General features: G+C 41.0%; 22 protein-coding genes. 13 read left to right on the forward strand and 9 right to left on the reverse strand.

Features of this window, described 5'->3' with window-relative positions:
- Nucleotides 1–7: 7 nt before the first annotated feature.
- Nucleotides 8–1,066 carry a 2,3-butanediol dehydrogenase gene (locus tag CCS02_RS03585; RefSeq protein ID WP_100635832.1) on the reverse strand — a complete coding sequence of 353 codons (1,059 nt, stop codon included), beginning with the start codon at nt 1,064–1,066 and terminating at the stop codon, nt 8–10.
- Between the two features lie 336 nt (nt 1,067–1,402).
- On the opposite strand from CCS02_RS03585, the gene CCS02_RS03590 reads away from it, so the two are divergent.
- Entirely contained in the window at nt 1,403–2,014 is a 612-nt protein-coding gene (locus CCS02_RS03590; protein ID WP_072839186.1) for a MarC family protein, read from the forward strand.
- Nucleotides 2,015–2,044: 30 nt separating this feature from the next.
- Here CCS02_RS03590 and CCS02_RS03595 read toward each other — a convergent pair whose 3' ends face one another.
- Together CCS02_RS03595 and CCS02_RS03600 are read right to left on the reverse strand one after the other, a co-directional pair.
- On the reverse strand, nt 2,045–2,530 hold the full coding sequence (locus CCS02_RS03595; RefSeq protein WP_072839185.1) for a putative 4-hydroxy-4-methyl-2-oxoglutarate aldolase: 486 nt from the start codon (nt 2,528–2,530) through the stop codon (nt 2,045–2,047).
- Nucleotides 2,531–2,631: 101 nt separating this feature from the next.
- The gene (locus tag CCS02_RS03600; protein ID WP_100635834.1) at nt 2,632–3,147 is read right to left on the reverse strand and encodes a hypothetical protein; all 516 of its coding nucleotides are present in this window, start codon (nt 3,145–3,147) and stop codon (nt 2,632–2,634) included.
- 37 nt (nt 3,148–3,184) lie between these two features.
- On the opposite strand from CCS02_RS03600, the gene CCS02_RS03605 reads away from it, so the two are divergent.
- The 3 genes from CCS02_RS03605 (at nt 3,185) to efpL (ending at nt 5,450) form a co-directional block, all read left to right on the forward strand.
- On the forward strand, nt 3,185–4,339 hold the full coding sequence (locus CCS02_RS03605; RefSeq protein ID WP_100635836.1) for a M14 family metallopeptidase: 1,155 nt from the start codon (nt 3,185–3,187) through the stop codon (nt 4,337–4,339).
- A gap of 3 nt (nt 4,340–4,342) precedes the next feature.
- Nucleotides 4,343–4,705, forward strand: a complete 363-nt coding sequence (locus CCS02_RS03610; RefSeq protein ID WP_100635838.1) for a nucleotide pyrophosphohydrolase — start codon at nt 4,343–4,345, stop codon at nt 4,703–4,705.
- 172 nt (nt 4,706–4,877) lie between these two features.
- Nucleotides 4,878–5,450, forward strand: coding sequence for an elongation factor P-like protein EfpL (gene efpL, locus CCS02_RS03615; protein WP_072839181.1), 573 nt, complete (start codon nt 4,878–4,880; stop codon nt 5,448–5,450).
- A gap of 88 nt (nt 5,451–5,538) precedes the next feature.
- On the opposite strand, the gene trmJ is transcribed toward efpL, so the two are convergent.
- The 3 genes from trmJ to CCS02_RS03630 all read right to left on the reverse strand — a co-directional run bounded on the left by trmJ (nt 5,539) and on the right by CCS02_RS03630 (nt 10,290).
- On the reverse strand, nt 5,539–6,321 hold the full coding sequence (gene trmJ / locus CCS02_RS03620; protein WP_072839180.1) for a tRNA (cytosine(32)/uridine(32)-2'-O)-methyltransferase TrmJ: 783 nt from the start codon (nt 6,319–6,321) through the stop codon (nt 5,539–5,541).
- A gap of 185 nt (nt 6,322–6,506) precedes the next feature.
- Complete coding sequence (locus CCS02_RS03625) at nt 6,507–7,811, reverse strand: J domain-containing protein (RefSeq protein ID WP_100635840.1); 1,305 nt, start codon at nt 7,809–7,811, stop codon at nt 6,507–6,509.
- A gap of 103 nt (nt 7,812–7,914) precedes the next feature.
- Nucleotides 7,915–10,290, reverse strand: coding sequence for an EAL domain-containing protein (locus CCS02_RS03630; RefSeq protein WP_232728811.1), 2,376 nt, complete (start codon nt 10,288–10,290; stop codon nt 7,915–7,917).
- A gap of 260 nt (nt 10,291–10,550) precedes the next feature.
- On the opposite strand from CCS02_RS03630, the gene moaC reads away from it, so the two are divergent.
- Genes moaC through CCS02_RS03645 form a run of 3 tightly spaced genes read left to right on the forward strand, consistent with a single transcriptional unit; the run spans nt 10,551 to nt 11,730 of the window.
- Nucleotides 10,551–11,033: a cyclic pyranopterin monophosphate synthase MoaC gene (gene moaC / locus CCS02_RS03635; protein WP_100187676.1), complete on the forward strand. Its 483-nt coding sequence runs from the start codon at nt 10,551–10,553 to the stop codon at nt 11,031–11,033.
- Entirely contained in the window at nt 11,026–11,280 is a 255-nt protein-coding gene (locus tag CCS02_RS03640) for a MoaD/ThiS family protein (protein WP_100635843.1), read from the forward strand. The genes moaC and CCS02_RS03640 overlap by 8 nt, the downstream gene beginning before the upstream one ends.
- A complete protein-coding gene (locus CCS02_RS03645; protein WP_100635845.1) occupies nt 11,281–11,730 on the forward strand; it encodes a molybdenum cofactor biosynthesis protein MoaE in 450 nt (149 codons plus the stop codon).
- Between the two features lie 47 nt (nt 11,731–11,777).
- Here CCS02_RS03645 and CCS02_RS03650 read toward each other — a convergent pair whose 3' ends face one another.
- Nucleotides 11,778–13,025, reverse strand: coding sequence for a tyrosine-type recombinase/integrase (locus CCS02_RS03650; RefSeq protein WP_100635846.1), 1,248 nt, complete (start codon nt 13,023–13,025; stop codon nt 11,778–11,780).
- A 332-nt stretch (nt 13,026–13,357) separates the two neighbouring features.
- On the opposite strand from CCS02_RS03650, the gene CCS02_RS03655 reads away from it, so the two are divergent.
- The 3 genes from CCS02_RS03655 to CCS02_RS03665 are packed head-to-tail and all read left to right on the forward strand — an operon-like array spanning nt 13,358 to nt 14,269.
- Nucleotides 13,358–13,630 (forward strand): hypothetical protein, encoded by a 273-nt coding sequence (locus CCS02_RS03655; protein WP_100187672.1) that lies wholly within the window; start codon nt 13,358–13,360, stop codon nt 13,628–13,630.
- Nucleotides 13,631–13,682: 52 nt separating this feature from the next.
- The gene (locus CCS02_RS03660) at nt 13,683–13,955 is read left to right on the forward strand and encodes a hypothetical protein (RefSeq protein ID WP_100187671.1); all 273 of its coding nucleotides are present in this window, start codon (nt 13,683–13,685) and stop codon (nt 13,953–13,955) included.
- A gap of 32 nt (nt 13,956–13,987) precedes the next feature.
- Nucleotides 13,988–14,269, forward strand: coding sequence for a hypothetical protein (locus tag CCS02_RS03665; RefSeq protein ID WP_100187670.1), 282 nt, complete (start codon nt 13,988–13,990; stop codon nt 14,267–14,269).
- A 64-nt stretch (nt 14,270–14,333) separates the two neighbouring features.
- Here CCS02_RS03665 and CCS02_RS03670 read toward each other — a convergent pair whose 3' ends face one another.
- A complete protein-coding gene (locus CCS02_RS03670; protein ID WP_100635848.1) occupies nt 14,334–15,755 on the reverse strand; it encodes a M48 family metallopeptidase in 1,422 nt (473 codons plus the stop codon).
- A 35-nt stretch (nt 15,756–15,790) separates the two neighbouring features.
- On the opposite strand from CCS02_RS03670, the gene CCS02_RS03675 reads away from it, so the two are divergent.
- Nucleotides 15,791–16,036, forward strand: coding sequence for a sulfurtransferase TusA family protein (locus CCS02_RS03675; RefSeq protein ID WP_072839169.1), 246 nt, complete (start codon nt 15,791–15,793; stop codon nt 16,034–16,036).
- Between the two features lie 12 nt (nt 16,037–16,048).
- Complete coding sequence (locus CCS02_RS03680; protein WP_100635849.1) at nt 16,049–17,110, forward strand: AI-2E family transporter; 1,062 nt, start codon at nt 16,049–16,051, stop codon at nt 17,108–17,110.
- 105 nt (nt 17,111–17,215) lie between these two features.
- Here the strand turns inward: CCS02_RS03680 and CCS02_RS03685 are convergent, their stop codons facing one another.
- A complete protein-coding gene (locus CCS02_RS03685) occupies nt 17,216–18,841 on the reverse strand; it encodes an alpha-amylase family glycosyl hydrolase (RefSeq protein ID WP_100635851.1) in 1,626 nt (541 codons plus the stop codon).
- Between the two features lie 189 nt (nt 18,842–19,030).
- Here CCS02_RS03685 and CCS02_RS03690 point away from each other — a divergent pair, with 189 nt between their 5' ends.
- Nucleotides 19,031–20,182 (forward strand): MFS transporter, encoded by a 1,152-nt coding sequence (locus tag CCS02_RS03690; protein ID WP_100187667.1) that lies wholly within the window; start codon nt 19,031–19,033, stop codon nt 20,180–20,182.
- The last annotated feature ends 21 nt before the right edge of the window (nt 20,183–20,203 follow it).

Consider the following 20,203-nt stretch of genomic DNA (forward strand, 5'->3'; position numbering starts at 1 on the left):
GGTGGTATTAAGGACGAACAATAATTTTCACAGCCGATTCATTATTATGAATTAACGTATCGAACCCTTGAGAAATCAGGTCATCTAATTCTATTCTTTGAGTAATAAAAGGCTCTAAATTTACTTTACCTTCTTCAACCAATTTAATTGTTTCTTCATGGTTGTTTACATAAGCAATCGTACCGCGAATGTCTAACTCTTTCATTACAACACTATGAACATTCACTGTGGCTGGATGGCTCCAAATGGAGACAATCACAATTGTCCCTGTCGATCTGGTGCTTTCAACTAAAGTGTCCAAAACCTTGTTGTTACTGGTGCATTCGAAGGCAACATCTACACCACGGTTTTCCGTAATCTTCATTACCTCGTCTGTGACGTTCACTTCAGTTGGATCTAAAATGTAATCCGCTACGCCTGTATCAAGGGCTTTTTCTTTACGCTTTGCACTCAGCTCTGTCATGATGACAGTGATGCCTTTTGCTTTTAAAACTGCTGATAACAATAAACCGATAGGGCCACCGCCGCCAACTAGCGCAACATCACCAGCTTTTGCTCCACTGCGGACAAACGCATGGTAGCCAACGGCCAACGGTTCAATTAAAGCAGCTTGATCCAATGGAATTGAATTAGCAATAGGATGAACCCAACGGCGTTTCACGGCAATTTTTTCGGATAAACCACCACCACAACCACCAAGACCAATAAAGTTCATATTCTTAGAAAGATGGTAATTTTCACCCGGTCCAGTAGGCACGTCATCGGCAATAATATAAGGCTCCACTACCACATGTTGGCCGATTTTAATATCTTCCACGCCTTCACCTACAGCGTAAACAACACCTGAAAACTCATGCCCCATGGTCACTGGTGCAGACTCTCCTGAAATAGGGTGCGGATGGCCACAAGGCGGAATAAAGATTGGTCCTTCCATGAACTCATGTAGATCCGTACCGCAGATGCCACACCAGGCAACATCAATGCCTACCGTACCAGGTTCAACACTAGGCTCTGGAATATCCTCAATACGGATATCACCTCTATCGTAAAAACGAGCAGCTTTCATTTGGCTTTCCTTGTGTTTGATTAAAAAAATGACTAGATAAAACTACTTAGCACACTAAAGGATGTCAAATTGAATGATCAGAATCGCACTGATCACTGACAATTATCAATTAATTTGAATTAGAAGCTCTGAAGATTGCAGTGCGGATATCAATGCGCCATAAAAGAGTTGATTAATTCGCTATTACAAGATCTTTCTCTGAGAATATTGATGTTTTGCTGGTGAACGAATGAAGGGGATTAGAACGAAAAGCCAAATAGCATCAGCTATCACCACAAGTTGTAATGCGTTAAACTACGCGCCCACAATTTTCTGTAACACTAGCCTGAGTATCAAATGAGCGCTGAGTTTTCTATTTTATCTGCCACTTTGTTGTTTTTGTTTGTTATCGATCCGTTCGGTAATATTCCTATTTTGTTGTCTGTAATGAAGGGCGTTCCGCAGAAACGTCAATATCAAATCGTGGTGCGAGATGGTTTGATTGGCTTGCTTATTCTGGTTTGTTTCTTGTTTTTCGGTGCGGAGTTTTTGGCGCTGTTGCATTTGGAAACGGAATCCATTTCGATTGCCGGTGGTGTTGTATTGTTCGTTATTGCATTGAAAATGATTTTTCCTTCGCCTTATACGAAAGACGCTGGTCCAGTGATGGAGCCGTTCATAGTGCCGATTTCTATTCCTATGCTGGCAGGACCGTCTACTTTAGCGACGTTATTGGTGATGGTTAAGAGCTACCCAAACGATCAGCAAGACTTACTTATTTCCGTTGGTGCAGCGTGGGGGATTTCTGTGGTCATTTTGGCTATGGCTCCTTTGTTGAACCGAGTATTGAGAGAGAAAGGCTTGGCTGCACTAGAACGTTTGATGGGTATGTTGCTGCTGATGATGTCAGTACAGATGCTCGTGAACGGTGTGCGTAGTTTGTTCACGCACACGTTAGCTTCATTGTAGTTGGATCCATTAGCTGAACCATTAACCCTTCTATGGAAGGGCTAATGGTTGTTTGGATACGACGATACCATTTAGGTCGCAATAAATATAATCCCCTTGGGCGATCGTCATACCCGCAAAGCGAAGTGTTTTTCCTAGATCGCCCAAGCCGCGTTTTTCCGTTGGCATTGGGTGCGCGCATAAAGCGTGAATGCCAATGTTTAGTTGTGATTGAGCTGCTATGTCGCGAATTGCTCCGTTTATCACAAATCCTTCCCAGCCATTATTGACCGCTTTTTCAGCCAGCATATCGCCAAGCAAGGCGCGTCGTTTACTGCCACCGCCATCAATGACCATGACTTTTCCTTTGCCATTTTCAGCGACTAATTCCCTTACTCGACTATTGTCTTCAAAACAGGATACGGTCACGACTTCACCATAGAAATGAGTGCGTTTTCCATAAGAGATAAAAATAGGCTCAGCGATTTGTAGCTTTTCTGGGTACAAATCGCAAAGGTCAGGGAGAAGGTCTTTCATGTTGGCACCTACTTAGAATCAAAGAGTACGTCTTCGACTCTAAGTAGGTGAGTGTTAAATAGCCAGTGGTTCTGGTGGATATTCAGTATTCAGTGATGTGATTAGTCTTCTATTGCCGGGATGTCGTTAGGATCGATTAGGCCGTGTTCTACTGCGATTTGTAGCAGCTGAATGACAAGTTCATCTGGCGGCAGTAGGTGTAAAGGCGTTGTTTGGCCTTGTTCTGCTACGGCGTCGTCTAGGTCAACGTCACGTTCTTGAAACCAAGAGTGAATGCTTTGTACTTCGAAACTTGGCTCTAAGCCTTTTATATCGTAAGTAGCTTCGACTAAAAGACTAAGTGACTCAGGCTCAAGAGCGTAAATCACATCAGTATCAAATTCATTGATCCATTCTGCTAAGATATCGCTGGCTTCAAAGCCAAATTCGTAGAGTTGTTGTTCATCAAGGTTGTGTGCGTTAGGCTCGATACGATGGTTTTCTAGCCACTCGTCGTCAGGGATCACTAGCACTTCTTTGACTTGTGCTTCGTGAGTCGACCAAGTGAAAAGTAATGGGAAAGCTGGCTCGTCTGAAGAGTTGGCGACAGCCGTCATGAATATAGGTAAACTTGCCATAATTTAGAGCCAATGTTTGATTGTTAAGGAAGAATAAATGACCAGCCGAATCAAGATCAGTAGTGCGTTTGATGGCGGTAACATCTCCGTTATTAATGCTTCGGAGCCGGACAATATTAGAGTAAAGATCCCTAATGATACAAACTCTAAATTTTTGCAGTGGTTTTATTTTCGTTTACAAGGCGGAATGGGTGAGCAATGTGTCATCCATTTTGAGAACGCCAACGATGCCGCTTACCCAGATGGCTGGGTAGATTACCAAGCGGTAGCGTCTTACGACCGCGAGTATTGGTTCCGAGTACCTACCGAATACGTGGATGGTAAATTGGTGATTACTCATCAACCAGAACAAGACAGTGTGTATTATGCTTATTTCGCACCTTACAGTTACGAGCGTCATTTGGATATGATTGCTTGGGCTGCCAGCAATGAAGATTGTATTACTGATCATTTGGGCGAAACGGCTGAAGGTCGTGATATCACTTTGTTGGAGATTAGCAAAACCCAAGGGTTAGCAAAAAACATTTGGATTATTGCTCGCCAGCATCCTGGTGAAACAATGGCTGAATGGTTTATCGAAGGTTTACTTGAGCGTTTGTTTGATGAGTCTCACCCGATTGCACGCTCGCTTTTAAAGCAATGTCGTTTTTATGTTGTACCAAATATGAATCCAGACGGTGCTGTGCATGGTAATTTGCGTGTGAATTCCAAAGGTGTAAACCTGAACCGTGAATGGAAGAACCCAACGGCAGAATTCAGTCCAGAAGTGTTAGCTGTGCAAAAGAAAATGGCTGAAACGGGCGTTGATTTATTCTTGGATATTCATGGTGACGAAGCTTTGCCAGTTAACTTTGTGGATGGTTGCCAAGGCGTACCGTCGTTTGATGCTCGTATGGAAGCGATGGAAACCTTGTTTAAAGATGTCTTTACGGCTGTTAGTCCTGATTTTCAGACTGAGATCGGTTATACACCATCACAATTTGGTGAAGCGAATTTAACCGTGGCAACCAAGTGGGTAGGGGAAAAGTATAAGTGTTTGTCTTTCACCCTAGAAATGCCGTTTAAAGATAACAAAAACTTGCCTGATGATGTTGTTGGTTGGTCTCCAGAGCGGGCGAAAATTCTGGGTGCTGATGTCTTGTACCCAATTCATCAAGTGATTATGAGTGCTCACATGAAGGCAAATGATTGATTTATGTCTGCTACAAATAACGACTCCTTAGAGTTATTAAAACTCGCCATGCGCCAATTTACACAAGAGAGAGAATGGGAGCAATTCCACTCTCCTAAAAACTTGTCGATGGCGTTGGCGGGCGAGACGGCTGAATTATTGGACTGCTTTCGTTGGCTAACAGAAGAGCAATCTTATCAGTTGGATAATAAGCAGATGTTTGCGGTGAAAGATGAGCTAGCGGATGTGTTGCTTTTTACTGTTCGTCTGGCCGATAAACTGAACGTCGATCTGTTAAGCGCAGCACAACAAAAAATCGCTAAAAATGCCGAGCGTTATCCAGTCGAAAAAGTGAAAGGTAATGCGAAAAAATACAATCAGTATTAGCTTTTAGCTGTTAATACTTCTATTTGTAGCCATTTTCCGTTAATTGTAAGGTAAATCTTGATTTAGTGTCTAGCGAACTTGGGCAAACTGGATTAGGATCTGGCATTCGAAATTGCAATGAATTTAATACCCATATTTATTTTTATAAAACGTAATTTTAGGACGAAGAAAAATGCCTAAGGCAAGTGAAATCAAAAAGAATATTGCTATCAGCTATGACAATAAAACGTACATAGTAAAGGACATTGAGCGATCTGTACCACAGGGTCGCGCTGGCGGTAGTCTTTATCGTATGCGTATGTACGACGTGGTAACTGGCCGTAAATTGGATGAAACGTTCAAAGATTCCGATATGATCGATCTTGCCGATCTTGTTCGTCGTCAAGTGATGTTTTCTTATTCTGATGGCGATGAATTTGTGTTTATGGATAACGAAGACTACACGCCTTACAGTTTGAACAAGAGTGCTGTTGAAGAAGAGATTCTTTTTGTTAACGAAGAGACAGTGGGTATTCAGGTCGTTTTGGTTAACGAAGTGCCTGTTGTTATTGAGTTGCCAACTAACGTTGAGCTAGAAGTTATCGAAACAGATCCTTCAATCAAAGGCGCATCTGCGACTTCTCGTAACAAACCCGCTAAATTGTCTACTGGCGCGATTATCCAAGTGCCTGAGCATATTTCTACCGGTGACCGTATCAAGGTCAACGTAGAAGAACGTAAGTTTGCGGGCCGTGCTGAGAAGTAATACTTCCAACACTTTGCCAAAAATATAAAATGCAGCCAATTGGCTGCATTTTTTGTTTTAGACATTAGGTAAAAGAAGGGGGTGGTGTTTAATCTTTTTTAGCCGCTTCTTTTAATGCGTCTTTGGCCTTTTTCTCTGGATGGTTGTTTGCTTCTGTCAGTCCAGCTTCGCGTTGTACCGCAGCCAACACTCCGCGTAAAATTCCTAATTCTTGTTTCTCTGGACGAGAGCGATTAAAAAAGCGATGCAACTTATCTAGAACCTTGCCTGGATGGCTACGGATGATGAAGTTGATACCATAAAGTGTTTCTTCTAAATGTTCGTAGAAAAGATCCATGTCTTTTTTATGTGGATATTCTGGCGTTTCTTTTTTGTAGTTTTCTTTGTTTTGATTTGCCATCCAGATTTCATAAGCGACAATTTGTACCGCTTGTGAAATATTTAATACCGGATATTCATCATTGGCGTCGATATAAACTTGGCGATGACATTGAGCAATTTCATCGTTTAATAAACCTGTGGTCTCACGGCCAAAAACAATAGCAACATTATGATCAACGGCTTCTGGAATTACGCTTTCGGCGCATTCACGAGCATTCATAATAGGAAGCTGAAAAGTGCGATGACGAGCGCTTGTGCCAATGACAAGACTACAGTCTGCGATGGCTTCTTCTAATGTAGAAACGATGGTGGCATTTTCAAGCAGATCAACAGCACCGGCAGCGCGGCTGGTGGCTTCTTCTGATGGGTAGTCATTTGGGTCAACTAAATAAAGGTTGGTTAATCCCATATTCTTCATGGCTCGGGCAATAGCACCGACGTTGCCAGGATGAAAAGTGTTGATCAGTACGATTCGGATGTTACTTAGCATGGGTCGTGAAGTACTCTGGGTTGTTTGTCTCTTAGAGACCTTTGCACGACTACTCTGCTCGCCAATACTTTGTTAAAAATAGACTCAAAATGCTCATTTATAACTCATAAACACTGCTTTCTCGTGTATTTTTGCCTCGTCTTGGCTTCGCTCGTGACTTCGTGCAAAGGTCTTCAATAGTCAGATTATGGCTTTAGCGTGAGTGACTGCTCAGTGCTGGCAAAATCGACATTGTCTAAGATGACTTTGGTTGTGTCATTAAAGAGGAATTGGTTACAGGCGTGATGATACAGGGAACCTGTCTCTAACACCAACCGGTAGTTGCCTCTGGGGATGTAATTGGCTGCGTATGCTTGTTTTCCATACAAGTAGATAGAAAAGGGCGCTTGTCCGTCATAGGACTCGAAGGTGAGCATGCTGTGCTCGGGTAATTGGTTCAAAATGCGCAAACGGCTACTTCCGTCAGCCACACCAATTAACTCGCCATGCTGAGGTGCAGCACCGGGCTGGCCAAAGCAACCGGTTTGAAGTGCGTGTTGAATACTACCAAAGCCAATATTTTTTGTTTGCACCCATCCATTCATGCCGTTGTAACGGACAGTCAACCAGTTGCCTTGCGATTTAATACTTTGCAGATCTGATTGAGTTGGGATGGTTTGCAAGATGGCGCTGGATACATCTGGCTCTGCATAAAGCGTGGTGTCGGCTAAGGTGTAACTTATTCCAACACGAAACTGGGGATATAAGCCACTGATGTAGGTGGCTACTTTTTGCTCGGAGGCTGTTTCCTGCTTGGATGATTGCCAATACAGCGTGCTGTAAATGCCAGCAGCAAAACAAGCGATATAGGTAGCAGCGCGAAATGCAGCCTTTGCTGCGTCTAATTTAATCGGTTGGCTAACTGGTTCGTTATAGAACGACTGTGTGGATTGTGTGTATTCTTCTTCATCGTCCACAAAGGATTGGTAAGGTGGTATATCTGGTTTTTCGCCGCTTTGGTTGTCTGTATAGCTGTAGCCTTGTGAAGTAAAGTTTTTGGATGCCTTGAAGGCTTCTTCGTAAAGGGCTTTAACGCGTTTTTCATTTATGGTATTACGTGCTGCTTTGATAGCGTCATTACGTGTTTTTTCATGGTGAGCGTTGTTGCGCTTCATTTCTTCGTAGGCACGTTGTCGCTCTTTGACAAAGGCTTCCTGTTCTTTGTCTGTGGCGGTCGAAAAATTCGTATAACGGTTTTTGGCGCCAGAGCTTTGTGTGTTTTCTTTGGTAAAGGTAAAAGGTTTCCAGTCGTTGACTTGCGCACCTTGGCGAATGGCGTTGGTAACATTTTCGTAAGCAGCCTGAAGACGCTGAAAAAGCTCCGTTGTGTCTTTATCAGGATTTTTATCAGGATGATAGCGCCTTGCCAAACGTCTAAACGCGGTTTTTGCTTCCTGCTCGCTGGCGGTGGTTGGGATCTCCAGCAGTTGATAATCGTCTATTAGGCTCATGCGATGTTAGCTATTAACCGTGTTATTGTGGTGAGTGGATTCTGATGTCATTAATGTTTACAGCATTATGCACGATTTGTTGGCGCTGACAAAGGCGGAACTTTTAATCTAATAATTTGAGATAATCGTTCGGCGACATAGGTCGGTAGAGGTGATAACCCTGTCCAATTTGGCATTGCCATTGTAGTAATAGTTGTAAGATTTCTTCGGATTCAATACCTTCAGCAACACTAACGATATTAAGTGCCTTACAGAGATCTATCATGTTGCGGCATAAGGTCTGGCTTTGGGGATCATTTAATAAGTTCATTACAAAGAATTGGTCAATCTTTAATTCATCTGTTTCTAAAGCAACGAGATTTTGCATAGAGCTATAACCTACGCCAAAATCATCGATAGCAAGCTTAAAACCTGCATGATGTAGCTGTCTTACGTTGTTATGTACTATGTCGTTATTTTGGAAGATGCTGGTTTCAGTGATTTCTATAGTGAACTTACAGGCTGATAAATGATGATTTTGAAGCTTTTCAATGACTTGATTGGCAAAGTCTTCTTGAAGCAAATCAAGTGCAGATATGTTGATGGATAGGCGCTGTGTTGACAATGCAGCTGGGTGTTCAAAAGCCCACTGAAACACTTTTTCAAGCAACATATCTGTGAGCTTGTATATAAGACCTGTTTGTTCTGCTAATGGAATGAATTCTGCTGGCGATACTTGCCCTAAGTGCTTGTTGTACCAACGAACAAGAACTTCACCACCGATAATACTTCGATCTGCTAAATTGACTTGAGGCTGAATGTGAAAATAGAGCTTTTCATGTTCAATATCATCTGTCAGCTGAGTGATTAAACCCAATTGATGGGCGTGATTACTTTTTAGATTATCGGTAAAAGCAGCCCAGTTACCGGATGAATAAGTGACCGAGTGGTTAGCGATGAGTGCGTTCTGATACAGTTTGTCTAAATCCGCTCCCTGTGTAGGGTAAAGTGCGCTACCTATTTTATATTGGTGTCTGAAATGAATTTTGTTTACCAGTGTTGGGGTATCAAGAATCCGCTGGATTTTTAGTATCTGTTGCTTGATTTGATCTGGAGTTGTACTGATTAAGATGATATTGGTTGCTGTTATCCGAATGACTTTATTAATACTTTTATTGGGTAAAGGAAAAGATAAAACGCCTTCCATCCTTAGGGCTTGTTGATGAATACTTTGAATGATTTCTGATATAACGGAGTCTGCTTTGGCAGGGCCAAAAGCTTGGTTCAAAGTTTGGTAGTTGCTGATGTCTATCATGACAAGTGCTAGCTGTGGAGAGTGTGGCGCTATTGATGCTAATAGTGTTGGCAGCTTATCAAAATAATAGGTTCGGTTTGGGAGATTGGTTGATGAATCAGTGAGCGCTTGTAGTTTTCGATTACGTTCAAACTGCTTGGATTTATCTGCAAAAGCAAAGGCAAAGCCAAGTAGTTGTAGCATGCTAGAAATAGGAAGAATAGATTCCGTAAAAAGGTTTATGGGTAATATTTTCCAAAAGATAAGAGTGTTTAGTATGCTGCCAATGATTAAAAAGAACCAAGAAAACAAATAAAAGCGTACCGCAATAAAGCCTTTTAGATAGGCTTTTATGCCCCAATAGATACAAATAAAAAACAGAAATACTTCGAGGCAAGCAAACAGGAGCGCAGCGGTTTTAACCGAGAATAGTTGTGTCGAAAGTAAGAATATGATGAAAATGCTGTCACCATATTTTCTAATCAATGATTGAGAGGAAGGGATCCGAACTTCTTTTAAAAAATGTATGCTGAAGCGAAATAGTATCCAAGCTCCGATACCAAATATGACAAATAGGTTTCTAATGATCCATTGGCTAATTTCTTCTGAAAAAATCCATCTACTGAACCCTGTGACAACGGATAGCGCAATAAATATAATGATATTTAGGCCAAGGTAGTAAACAAAGCCTGGCTGTCTTAGTAGGATAAAAACAAAGACATTGTGAGCGAGTAGAATAACCAAACTACTGATGATAAAGGTCCAGAAAATCAGTTTTTCCTCTTTTTTGGCTTCAGCGTTTGTATCATCAAACAACATAAAAGGTGTTAGTAGCGGACTATTACCCTGTTTACGGACTAATAGCGTTGTATCCTGCTCATTGGACAATGATATCGGTATCCAAATGCCGTTGTAGCGTTTTGTATCACCTTTCCAGCTTTCTAGTGCGCCTCTTTTCCATTGTGACTGAAGCTGATCTCCATGAAATAAATAGAAATCAAGGTGTTCGATGACGTAGTAGTTTAAGGCAAGATGAATCGTTTGCCCCATGTTTGGTGTTGTGGTTTTGGGAAAGCTTAACTTATGCCAGTAAGCGCTTTCTGAGAAGCCTTGGGACTCTTCATAAATGCTTTGTTGAAATTCCCCATTTGATAGTACATCTTTAGCTGAAATGGGCTGTGTTTCTTTGAAGGTTGGAATTAGCACGTTGATCCTTGGATCACTTCCATTGGAAATGATCGTATTTTCTGCCCATAGCTGCGTTGCTATAAAAAGAAAAAAAAGAAAACACTTTGATGCCATTCCTACTGTTCCTAACTGAAAAAGGTGATGATTAGGGGAGATCCGTCTAAGAGCGGTATTATAAGTATGTTAGTGCAGTATCTCTAAGACTTTACTTGCATTCCTACTGGCTTTCTTAAAATATAGGCGACATTTTTAATCTATGTATACTGTTTAGGATTTTTATGAGCGATAAACTTACCCACTTGGATCATCAAGGCCACGCACATATGGTTGATGTCTCAGACAAAGACATTACAAAACGCACGGCAACCGCTCAGGCAATTCTTTTAATGCAACCAGCTACGTTAAAAAAAGTGATAGAAGGAGGTTTGCCAAAAGGCGACGTGTTGGCAACAGCTCGTATTGCAGGTATTCAAGCGGCAAAGAAGACATCTGACTTGATTCCATTGTGTCATCCTTTGATGTTAACGAAAGTGACGGTCGATATTATTGTTATCAGTGATTGTGAGTTGGAAGTGTTATGTACTTGCTCACTATCCGGTAAAACGGGTGTTGAGATGGAAGCCCTTACGGGTGCTAGTATCGCAGCATTGACGCTTTATGATATGTGCAAAGCAGTTGATAAGGGCATAGTTATTCGGAATGTGTCTTTGTTAGAAAAAAAAGGCGGTAAAAGCGGTGACTGGAGTAAAGGGAATGTCTAAGGTGAGGGTGGTATTTTTTGCGTCTTTGAAAGAAAGCATTGGTCAGAGCGAATACATTGCAGAGTTAGCATTACCTTTGAGTATTAGCGAATTAAAACACCAATTGGCTAATGAATTAGATAAAGGACAAGCGCTGCTTGAGAAAGGTATCCAATCCTCTATTGATTTCGAATTTGCTAGAGGCGCAGATATTGTCCCTGAATCTGTCAGTGAAGTGGCTTTTTTTCCACCTGTCACCGGAGGCTAAATGATTCTCGTACAGGAAGAAGATTTTCACGTTGATGTTTTATATAAAAGCTTATTGAAGGCTAATCAAACGGGTGCTGTTGCCATGTTTGTTGGTTTGGTACGCCAATTTTCTGACTTACCCAAAGAGGCCTGCAGCTTCGAGCTTGAGCATTATCCAGGAATGACAGAACGGAACTTACAAGTCATTGTTGATGAAGCCAATGCACGTTGGCCTTTATTAGACGTTTGCGTTGTGCACCGTGTGGGTCGTTTGTCAGTAGATGATCAGATCGTATTTGTTGGTGTCAGTGCCTCTCATCGTGCCGAAGCTTTTCAAGCGTGTGATTTTATTATGGATTATTTAAAAAGCCGAGCAGCGTTTTGGAAAAAAGAATCTGAAGGCTCAGATAGTCGTTGGGTAGAGGCCAATACTAACGACGAAAAAAGCCTAGAGCGTTGGTCAAAATAGCACAACTCACAATAAAGAGAAGTGCTAGTTCTTGTTGTGAGTGGTAATTAATGAGGTCGAAGAGTTTTCTTTCGGCCACTTGCATGGCGCTCCCGATATTCGGTATCAATGTATTTATCTGTTGTAGCCATGCTGGCATGGCCTGCGTCTTCTCTAACGTGTTCTTTTGGTCTCGTTTTTACGTCTTCCGATATGCCTGTGTGTCGTAACCAGTGAACGGTTGCAACACGTAGGTCATCAGCATCGGCTCTCATGCCATCTTCACACATGCGTTCATAAGCTTTGTCAAAGCACAGCTGAACTATGTTGCGAACCTGTCGTGAGCTTGTCATCGCACCTTGCCCTCGGTTTTTAGGTACAAGAGGTGTGTTTTCAGCAATGGTTGGCAGTAATGGTAAATCTCGAAACTGTCGATAGCGTTTTAACGCATTCAACATATCATCAGATACTGCAACAAGTCGTTCTTTATTACCTTTTGAAAGAACTTTAAACCACCAATGTCCGTCGGCGTCTTTTATAAAGTCGCCCATCACTGGCGCAGATCGTTCATCGGCGACTAATTCAGAAATTCGTAAATACATGCCAAGTAAAGCATTCATTATAAATAGAGTGCGTTCATGGTGTGCGGGATCTTCTTCAGCCAACATCTCTGCTGTTTCTATTACATAATCCCACTGTAAATTAGAAATACGTCTGACTTGTTTACGAGTGATTTCTTTTTTTACAAATTTACTTTTTTGTCGAATCAATGCCACAGGATTTTGCTGTGCAGCATCCTCTTGCATAAGAAATCCATAATAAGACGATAGGATTGAAAATGTTGCCCTGATGGCTGCTTGAGATAATGAGTGTTGTTTGGCTTTAGGTACATCACCATTTTTAAATTCTAATTTACTCACATGCGCAACAAATGGTCGCCAATCTTTATTGGCTGTTCTCTGCCCCATATGTAATTTAAAACGAGCGACGTTTTTAGTGCCAATCCAGCTTTCTGGAGGTGTTATACAAAAATGTATAAATTCTTCGATCTGATCACGACGTAACTGGGTTGTTGGGCATAAGGCGATATGCCATGACCAGAGGAGTAATCGCTCAACTTCTCGTCTATAAGAGTTGAATGTTGCTTGTGAGCCGTTGTAACTATAGATAAAGCATAATGCTAGCTGAAGATCTCGTCGATACTCAGGATCATTGATATGAGGTGTAGAGCTTTCTAAATGAGCAGCAATACCTTCAAACTGAGTAAAAGGATTCGGTAAATGTTCTAAGTTATCTATTAAAGCAAGCGGTGTCATAATCTTTTATATCCAAACAGATGATGTATATTAGCAAATTTTTCGATCTATCCCTATCGATTTGTCTCTATATCGGGAATCGCTCTTAAGTGAAAGTCACGTGTTGTGTATTTATTCCTTATTCGACTGTTTTTTTGCCTTATTTATTTTGATTTCTACCTATTTTTTGTGATCTTTACTCGAATTGATGTTTGTTAGTTCGTATTTGGAACAAACGTGGAAGATATTGTTTTGGGCTTTTTAATTTTCAGTAAAGGACTATTATAAAATTATCGAAGCGATAAACGATTTGAATTTTAAATATTAATGATTGCTCTCTCAAGGAGAAAAATATGAAAACTATCACTAAAGTAACTTTGGCTCTATTAACTGCTTCTGCAATGACAACTGCAGCTTTTGCTGAAACAGGCATTGAACGTGTTCAAAGTGCAAAAGGTAGTGTTGAGGCGTTAGGTGTGACTCTTGAAAATATGGGCGCTAATGTTGATACCAGTGTTGATTTAAATGGTGCTTATACTTTTGAACAGAAAACAGCTGTTTATAATGCGAAACATGCTGAACTTCAAAATCAATTTGACGCTTTGCATGCACAATCTGCAGAGTAATTAAACGCTTGATGATCGATTCAAATACTATTTAATTTTAAAGGTGAATATTATGAAAAACTTAAATAAAACTATTTTAGCGCTATTGGCTGCTTCTGTAATGACGACAGCAGCTTTTGCTGAAACAGGTACTGAACGTGTTCAAAGTGCAAAAGGCAGTGTTGAGGCGTTAGGGGTAACACTTGAAAATATGGGTGCTAATGTTGATACCAGTGTCGATTTAAATGGTGCTTATACGTTTGATCAAAAAGCGGCTGTATATGACGCTAAGCATACAGAATTGCAAAACCAATTCGATGCATTACATGCTCAAACAGCGGAATAATAACCCCATTTAACAGATTAAAGGATAACGATATGAAAACTTTAAATAAAACTATTCTAGCTCTAGTAACAGCATCTGTAATGGCTACAAGTGCGTTTGCAGCTTCTGGTGAGAGTCCTACTGACCGCATTCAAAGTGCTAGAGGTAGCGTAGAAGCACTTGCTGTAACACTTGAAAACATGGGCGCTGATGTCGATGCAAATGTTAATTTGAATGGTGCATATAGTGTAGATCAGAAAGTATCTGCATACGAAACTAAACATGCTGAATTGCAAGCACAGTTTGATGAACTCCACGCACAATCAGCAGAATGATGCTGACTTGCTGTAGATAAAAAAGCCAAACTTTTAGTTTGGCTTTTTATTTTTTTATATTTCGCTAATTTCTATTTTCTTCTTCTAAGTCTTCTTGTTTTTCTGCTTCATTAATTATTTTAAATTTTGCTGCTGTCTCTTGTATGGCATTTTTGTCGTTATCTTTAGCGTCATTTTCGGCTCGTTTAATTAAATACTCTGCAGTTTTATCCTTTCCTTGGCTAAAGTCTAATAAAGCTCGATAGTTTAGTGCCATAGGGATGTTGTTTCTAGATTGATAATATTGAATGTTTGCTCTCCAAATTAATCGCTGCTCATAAAGATAATTTGAATAAACTGAGATAGGTTTTGTCTTAGTTAATTGTGCATTAAGCATTGAAAAAAGAATACCTTTTGGTGCAAGGTCTAGCCGCATATTTATGATGTTAAGGCCTTGCTCTGTTTGGCCTGAAGCAGCAAAACTAAGCGCTTGTAAGTAATCTGTGAATTGATTGTGTTTTTCTAGTTTATTTAAAAAAATTAGGGCTCTATCGGGAGATTGGATAAGATAAGAAAAAAGTCCTTTGGCGAAATTTTTAGCGTCGTTATCCTGTATCTTTTGATCTAAATAGGTAAACGGTTTGTCCTCAATACCTGCTCTGTACGCTAGTAGGCTTGCTCTAAAAAATTCAAAGTCTGTTGTTCTATTCTTGCTTAAGATAGTTTCTTTAGTCTCGGTACTAAAGGAATCAGATAGCCTTGAGTTTGGCGAAGGATGGCTTGATAAATATTCCAGTTTGGGTCTTCCCAGTGCTTGCTTAAAGAAAGCCTGAAATAATTTTGTCATACCCTCAGGTGCGAGTCCTGCGTTGATTAGATATTCTCGACCACGTCGATCGGCTTCTTGTTCTTGGTTGCGACTATAAGTTAGAGTATTTTCTGCCTGATTCGCTATACCCCCTAGCCAAAGTGCTGTTGTGGCATCAGAGCCGGCGCCAGCTAGGGCTGCAGCTATTCCTGCTCCCAGCATGACAAGAGTCTTCTGTAACTCTTCACCAGAATGTTTGGTTTGGCGCTCATAGTGCCGAAGGTCCAAATGAGCAATTTCGTGTCCTAATAAGCCAAATAGCATGTCTTCACTAGTTATCATCTCCATAATATCTGAGTAAATGAAAAGATGATTGCCTGGAATGACAAAAGCATTACTTTGCGAGCTGTTCAAAAGTGTCATTTCGACTGTGGTGTTATAAAGATTCGTTTGCGGAAGAATTTGAGATAGTGCATCTTTTAAGTAATCGTAGGCTGGAGGGAAGTCGATTAATGCTCGGCTTCCATTTAGTTTTCGAAACCAATATTGTCCTAGTATGTAGGAGGGATTAGACAAGGCTCTTTCGTCTTTGTTCGCTTCCAGATCAGGAATGCTGGCTGTACTTATATTGGACAAAGTACTTGTAAAAACAACGGCTAAGATGGTTAAGCCTGTTGTAACGTTTGAAAATAGTCTCATAATATGGCTAATGTATTCATTGGGTAAATTATAAAATGACGATCAATCTAGGCAATCAGTATGACGTAATCTTGGATGCAAGAGAAGATCGTTGCCCAATGCCTTTGTTAAAGGCAAAAATGGCGTTAAGTAAGATGGCGGTGGGAGAGCGCTTATGTGTGACAACCTGCGATGCAGGTTCGTTAAAAGATATCCCTCAATATACGGCACTCGTCGGATTTACTTTATTGTCAACATGTGAAGACAATGATGTGTATACCTTTGTTATTCAAAAAAGCTGAAACGGACTCGATATGTTTAAAATTGTTGATACGCTGATTAAACGGTATTTTTCTAATGAAGAAGTAGTGGTCTTTCTTTTATTACTGATTACTACGCTCTGTGTTTTGGCTTTTTGGGGCGGGATTCTAGCACCAATATTAATTGCTATCGTCTTAGCATTTTTACTGCAGGGTTTAGTTGATCGGCTGCAACGTCTCCGACTTGGTCATCTCACATCTGTTTTTATTGTATTTTTCACTTTCTTAACCGCCTGTAGTGTTTTTATCGGTGTCATGGTACCAATTATTTGGCGCCAGGCTGTACGACTCGTGCAAGATGCACCGAGGATGTTTATGGTAATTCGCAATGAAGTGCAGCAATTTGCTGAAGGGCATAGTGATTTAGTTAGTCAAGCGGCGATAGATGAAGTAACAAATTCACTGGCCAATGAGTCAACGAATCTTGGGCAATGGTTGTTATCTTTTTCATTGTCGAGCATTCCTTCGTTGTTCTCAGTTGTTATTTACGTGGTATTAGTGCCATTGGTGATTTTTTTCTTGTTAAAAGACCAAGATAAAATACTTGATTATTTGACGTCTTGGTTGCCTAAGGAAAGAAAAATGATGCGTAATATCGCTCATGAAATGAATGGCCAGATTGCAAATTATATTCGAGGCAAGTTCATTGAGATGTTTGTCGTTGGTGTAGTGACTTATGTTGTATTTTTGGTGTTTGGTTTGAAATACGCAGAGTTGCTGGCCTTGTTAGTCGGTTTGTCGGTGTTGATTCCTTACATCGGTGCGGCTGCCGTGACTATTCCAGTTGTGTTGGTGGCGTTCTATCAATATGGAACTCAGAGTGAATTCATCTATGTGGTGGTTGCCTATTTAATCGTTCAAGCATTGGATGGTAATGTGCTTGTCCCTTTATTGTTTTCAGAGGCAGTGAACTTGCATCCGCTGGCAATCATTGTTGCAGTTTTGTTTTTCGGTGGTATATGGGGATTCTGGGGGATATTTTTTGCGATTCCATTAGCTACTTTGGTAAAAGCTATTATTAATGCGTGGCCAAACCAAGAGCTGTTGTCCTCATAGTTTTTTCTTTTGCTGCATAAGCTTAAAGCCCCGCTCTTATTGCTTTAAGAGTGGGGCTTTTTCTTAGGTCTAAAAAGTAAGTTTAAAAAGGGTAGGTTTAAAAAGTTAGTCTAGAACGGATGCGAGCAAAATACTAAAAGGAGGAAGGACGATAGTCTTTCCATCTATGTACCCACTGTGCATGGCTTCTGGCAAGGTCAATGCTGATAGTTTGAGTTCGACTGGTAATATGATGTCTTGGTTAGCGGTATTGATTGCCACGTAAAGACGTTTGCCATTATAGCTACGAAGGAATGTCAGTGTTGTTTCATCGTTGTAGATAAACTTAATGTCACCATGGCGTAACTCAGGATGACTGCGCCTTACATGAAGAAAATCTCGATAAGCATGCAAAACAGAATGGCGGTTGCCTTCCTGTTCGCTAACCGCTAATGGTTTTTGGTCTTCTGCAATGGGTAGCCAAGGTTGAGCGGACTGAGTGAACCCTCCCAGTGTTTCGTTTTTCCATGGAATAGGGGTTCTGCAACCGTCTCGACCTTTAAACTCTGGCCAGAAAGCAATACCAAAAGGATCAACTAATTGATCAAATGTCAGCTCTGCTTCAGGTAGTCCAAGCTCCTCTCCCTGATACAAACAAACACTCCCGCGCAAGGTTAAAAGCATTGCCATATAGATTTTGCTTTTGGCAATTGGGTCATGGTTATTTCCCCAGCGTGTAGTTACTCGTTCCACGTCGTGATTGCCGATCGACCAACAAGGCCAGCCATCGCCTAATCCCGCTTCTATTGTTTCCATTGTGTTGCGAATGTGAGCCATCGAGGAATCATGAGTGAGTAGGTCGAACGAGTAGCACATGTGTAACTTATCTTTGCCTTGTGTATAAGCTGCCATGGTTTCAAGTGCAAAATCACAGCCTACTTCACCAACGGTTGTAGTGTTTGGATATTGGTCTAATAAGGTGCGTAAACGTTTTAAAAAGGCAATATTTTCAGGTCTGGATTTGTCATATAGATGCAGCTGGTAAGCGTATGGATTGTCGAGTCGTACCCCAATACTTCCTTCCACCACTTCTTTTTTGGGAGGGTTACTTTTTAGCTCAATGTCATGATAGTAATAATTTGCTGTATCTAGTCGGAAGCCGTCTACGCCGCGTTTTAACCAAAACTCAACGGTTTCAAGTAATGCGTCGACAACGACAGGGTTATGGAAGTTTAAGTCTGGCTGGCTGTCTAAGAAATTATGAAGATAATATTGTCTACGACGGCTATCCCAATGCCAAGCTGGACCACCAAAAACAGACAGCCAATTATTAGGGACTGAACCATCTGGATTTGCATCCGCCCAAACATACCAATCGGCTTTGCCGTTGTCATGACTACTGCGAGACTCAACAAACCATGGATGCTGATCTGAACTATGATTTAGAACTTGGTCAATCATAACTTTAAGGCCGTGATGATGAGCGGAAGCAATCAGTTCATCAAAGTCGGCCAGTGTTCCGAAAATAGGGTCCACGTCACAGTAGTTGGAAACATCATAACCAAAGTCTTTCATGGGTGAAGTGAAAAACGGAGAGAGCCAAATCGCGTCAACGCCTAATGAAGCGATGTAGCTCATCTTCGCCGTTACGCCGGGAAGGTCGCCGATACCATCGTTATTTGAGTCGAAAAAACTACGAGGATAAACCTGATAAATTACGGCGCCACGCCACCATTCTGTTTTGTTTGTCATGATTGTCCTCGTTGTAAATAAGAAAATTATTAATATGAGCAGGGACAGGATAGGTTAAATTTGTAGCGGACTTGCACCATTATCTGTCGTGCTTTTTTACAATATTTCCAGCATACTTAATCATTATAATTAATGCATGATCTTTGTTGTCTTATTTGGCAGTAAACATCGTAATTTTTTGGAGCCATGATGTTTTCTGAAAATGCTCGCCCTGTGGCTTGGCCTTTATTTTTCTTTTACTTTTTTTTCTGTGCTGTTATCGGCGTCATGATGCCTTATATATCGATGTATTATAAATCGATTGGCTTAACCGCTTCCGAGATTGGTCGTTTGATGTCTACTTTCACTTTGTCTGGCATTTTGGTACCGCATTTTTGGGGATGGTTAACTGCGAAAGTAGGTTTGCCAAAACGCATACTTCAATTAGGCATTTTAGGTTGTTTTATTGCCGTCATTCCGTTTAATTGGAGCGATCAATTTGAAACCTTGTGGCTATTGACCTGTACTATGGCGCTGTTTTATTCGGCACTTATCCCGATGACGGACTCTTTGACTGTGCGTAGTATCCGACAATTGGATGTACCCTATACACGTTTAAGAGCCGGTGGTTCAATTGGTTATGTGTTTGCAGTAACTGGAGCTGGTTTTTTAATCGGTCAATTTGGGATAGGTGTCGTTATTCCTACAATGTGTGCATTTATGGCACTTGCAGTTGTGACGTCTTTTTTCCTTAAAGAACAGGCCTATGAGACCAATCAACCCAAGGCGACAACTTCTTTTTTTGCATTAGTAAAAAATCCTGAATCGATGCTGTTTTTTGTTTTAGCATTTTTGGCTTTTATGTCACATGCGCCTTTCAATGTTTTCTTTGCCGTGCATCTGTCTAACTTTGGTTACAGTGGCGAACAAATTGGCTTATTGATGGCTTTGGGTGTGGTGATTGAAATTTTCTTGTTCTTATTTTTTGGTAATACAATTAAGCGCTTTGATGTGGTCCACATTATTACACTTTGTTTTATTTGCGGTATTGTTCGTTGGTTATTAGTCGGCTGGTTTGCCTCTATTGCATGGGTGCTTATTTTTACGCAGTTGCTCCACTGTATTACGTTTGCACTGTTTCATATGGTTTCCATTGAGCAGATTAGACGTCTTTTTCCAGAACGATTTGCTGGTCAAGGTCAAGCCATGTATAGCGCTTTTGCTATCGGCTTAGGCGGTGGACTGGGAATGGTAATTACTGGTTATCTTTGGGAATGGTTGGGTGGAGCTTGGGTTTTTACTCTAGCAGCTTGTGTTAGTACGCTGGCACTAACAATACTTCTTATTAGTCAGCGCCGTTAGTTTTCCTAAAAGTCTTTTCCT

The organism is Marinomonas sp. ef1 (assembly GCF_002806845.1).
In the GTDB taxonomy this organism is placed as follows: Bacteria; Pseudomonadota; Gammaproteobacteria; order Pseudomonadales; family Marinomonadaceae; genus Marinomonas; species Marinomonas polaris.

Excerpts from the sequence above, each read along its gene's own strand:
- CCS02_RS03585 (WP_100635832.1), bottom strand. The coding sequence starts at position 1,066 with ATGAAAGCTGCTCGTTTTTACGATAGAGGTGATATCCGTATTGAGGAT.
- CCS02_RS03590 (WP_072839186.1), top strand. The coding sequence starts at position 1,403 with ATGAGCGCTGAGTTTTCTATTTTATCTGCCACTTTGTTGTTTTTGTTT.
- CCS02_RS03595 (WP_072839185.1), bottom strand. The coding sequence starts at position 2,530 with ATGAAAGACCTTCTCCCTGACCTTTGCGATTTGTACCCAGAAAAGCTA.
- CCS02_RS03600 (WP_100635834.1), bottom strand. The coding sequence starts at position 3,147 with ATGGCAAGTTTACCTATATTCATGACGGCTGTCGCCAACTCTTCAGAC.
- CCS02_RS03605 (WP_100635836.1), top strand. The coding sequence starts at position 3,185 with ATGACCAGCCGAATCAAGATCAGTAGTGCGTTTGATGGCGGTAACATC.
- CCS02_RS03610 (WP_100635838.1), top strand. The coding sequence starts at position 4,343 with ATGTCTGCTACAAATAACGACTCCTTAGAGTTATTAAAACTCGCCATG.
- efpL (WP_072839181.1), top strand. The coding sequence starts at position 4,878 with ATGCCTAAGGCAAGTGAAATCAAAAAGAATATTGCTATCAGCTATGAC.
- trmJ (WP_072839180.1), bottom strand. The coding sequence starts at position 6,321 with ATGCTAAGTAACATCCGAATCGTACTGATCAACACTTTTCATCCTGGC.
- CCS02_RS03625 (WP_100635840.1), bottom strand. The coding sequence starts at position 7,811 with ATGAGCCTAATAGACGATTATCAACTGCTGGAGATCCCAACCACCGCC.
- moaC (WP_100187676.1), top strand. The coding sequence starts at position 10,551 with ATGAGCGATAAACTTACCCACTTGGATCATCAAGGCCACGCACATATG.
- CCS02_RS03640 (WP_100635843.1), top strand. The coding sequence starts at position 11,026 with ATGTCTAAGGTGAGGGTGGTATTTTTTGCGTCTTTGAAAGAAAGCATT.
- CCS02_RS03645 (WP_100635845.1), top strand. The coding sequence starts at position 11,281 with ATGATTCTCGTACAGGAAGAAGATTTTCACGTTGATGTTTTATATAAA.
- CCS02_RS03650 (WP_100635846.1), bottom strand. The coding sequence starts at position 13,025 with ATGACACCGCTTGCTTTAATAGATAACTTAGAACATTTACCGAATCCT.
- CCS02_RS03655 (WP_100187672.1), top strand. The coding sequence starts at position 13,358 with ATGAAAACTATCACTAAAGTAACTTTGGCTCTATTAACTGCTTCTGCA.
- CCS02_RS03660 (WP_100187671.1), top strand. The coding sequence starts at position 13,683 with ATGAAAAACTTAAATAAAACTATTTTAGCGCTATTGGCTGCTTCTGTA.
- CCS02_RS03665 (WP_100187670.1), top strand. The coding sequence starts at position 13,988 with ATGAAAACTTTAAATAAAACTATTCTAGCTCTAGTAACAGCATCTGTA.
- CCS02_RS03670 (WP_100635848.1), bottom strand. The coding sequence starts at position 15,755 with ATGAGACTATTTTCAAACGTTACAACAGGCTTAACCATCTTAGCCGTT.
- CCS02_RS03675 (WP_072839169.1), top strand. The coding sequence starts at position 15,791 with ATGACGATCAATCTAGGCAATCAGTATGACGTAATCTTGGATGCAAGA.
- CCS02_RS03680 (WP_100635849.1), top strand. The coding sequence starts at position 16,049 with ATGTTTAAAATTGTTGATACGCTGATTAAACGGTATTTTTCTAATGAA.
- CCS02_RS03685 (WP_100635851.1), bottom strand. The coding sequence starts at position 18,841 with ATGACAAACAAAACAGAATGGTGGCGTGGCGCCGTAATTTATCAGGTT.
- CCS02_RS03690 (WP_100187667.1), top strand. The coding sequence starts at position 19,031 with ATGTTTTCTGAAAATGCTCGCCCTGTGGCTTGGCCTTTATTTTTCTTT.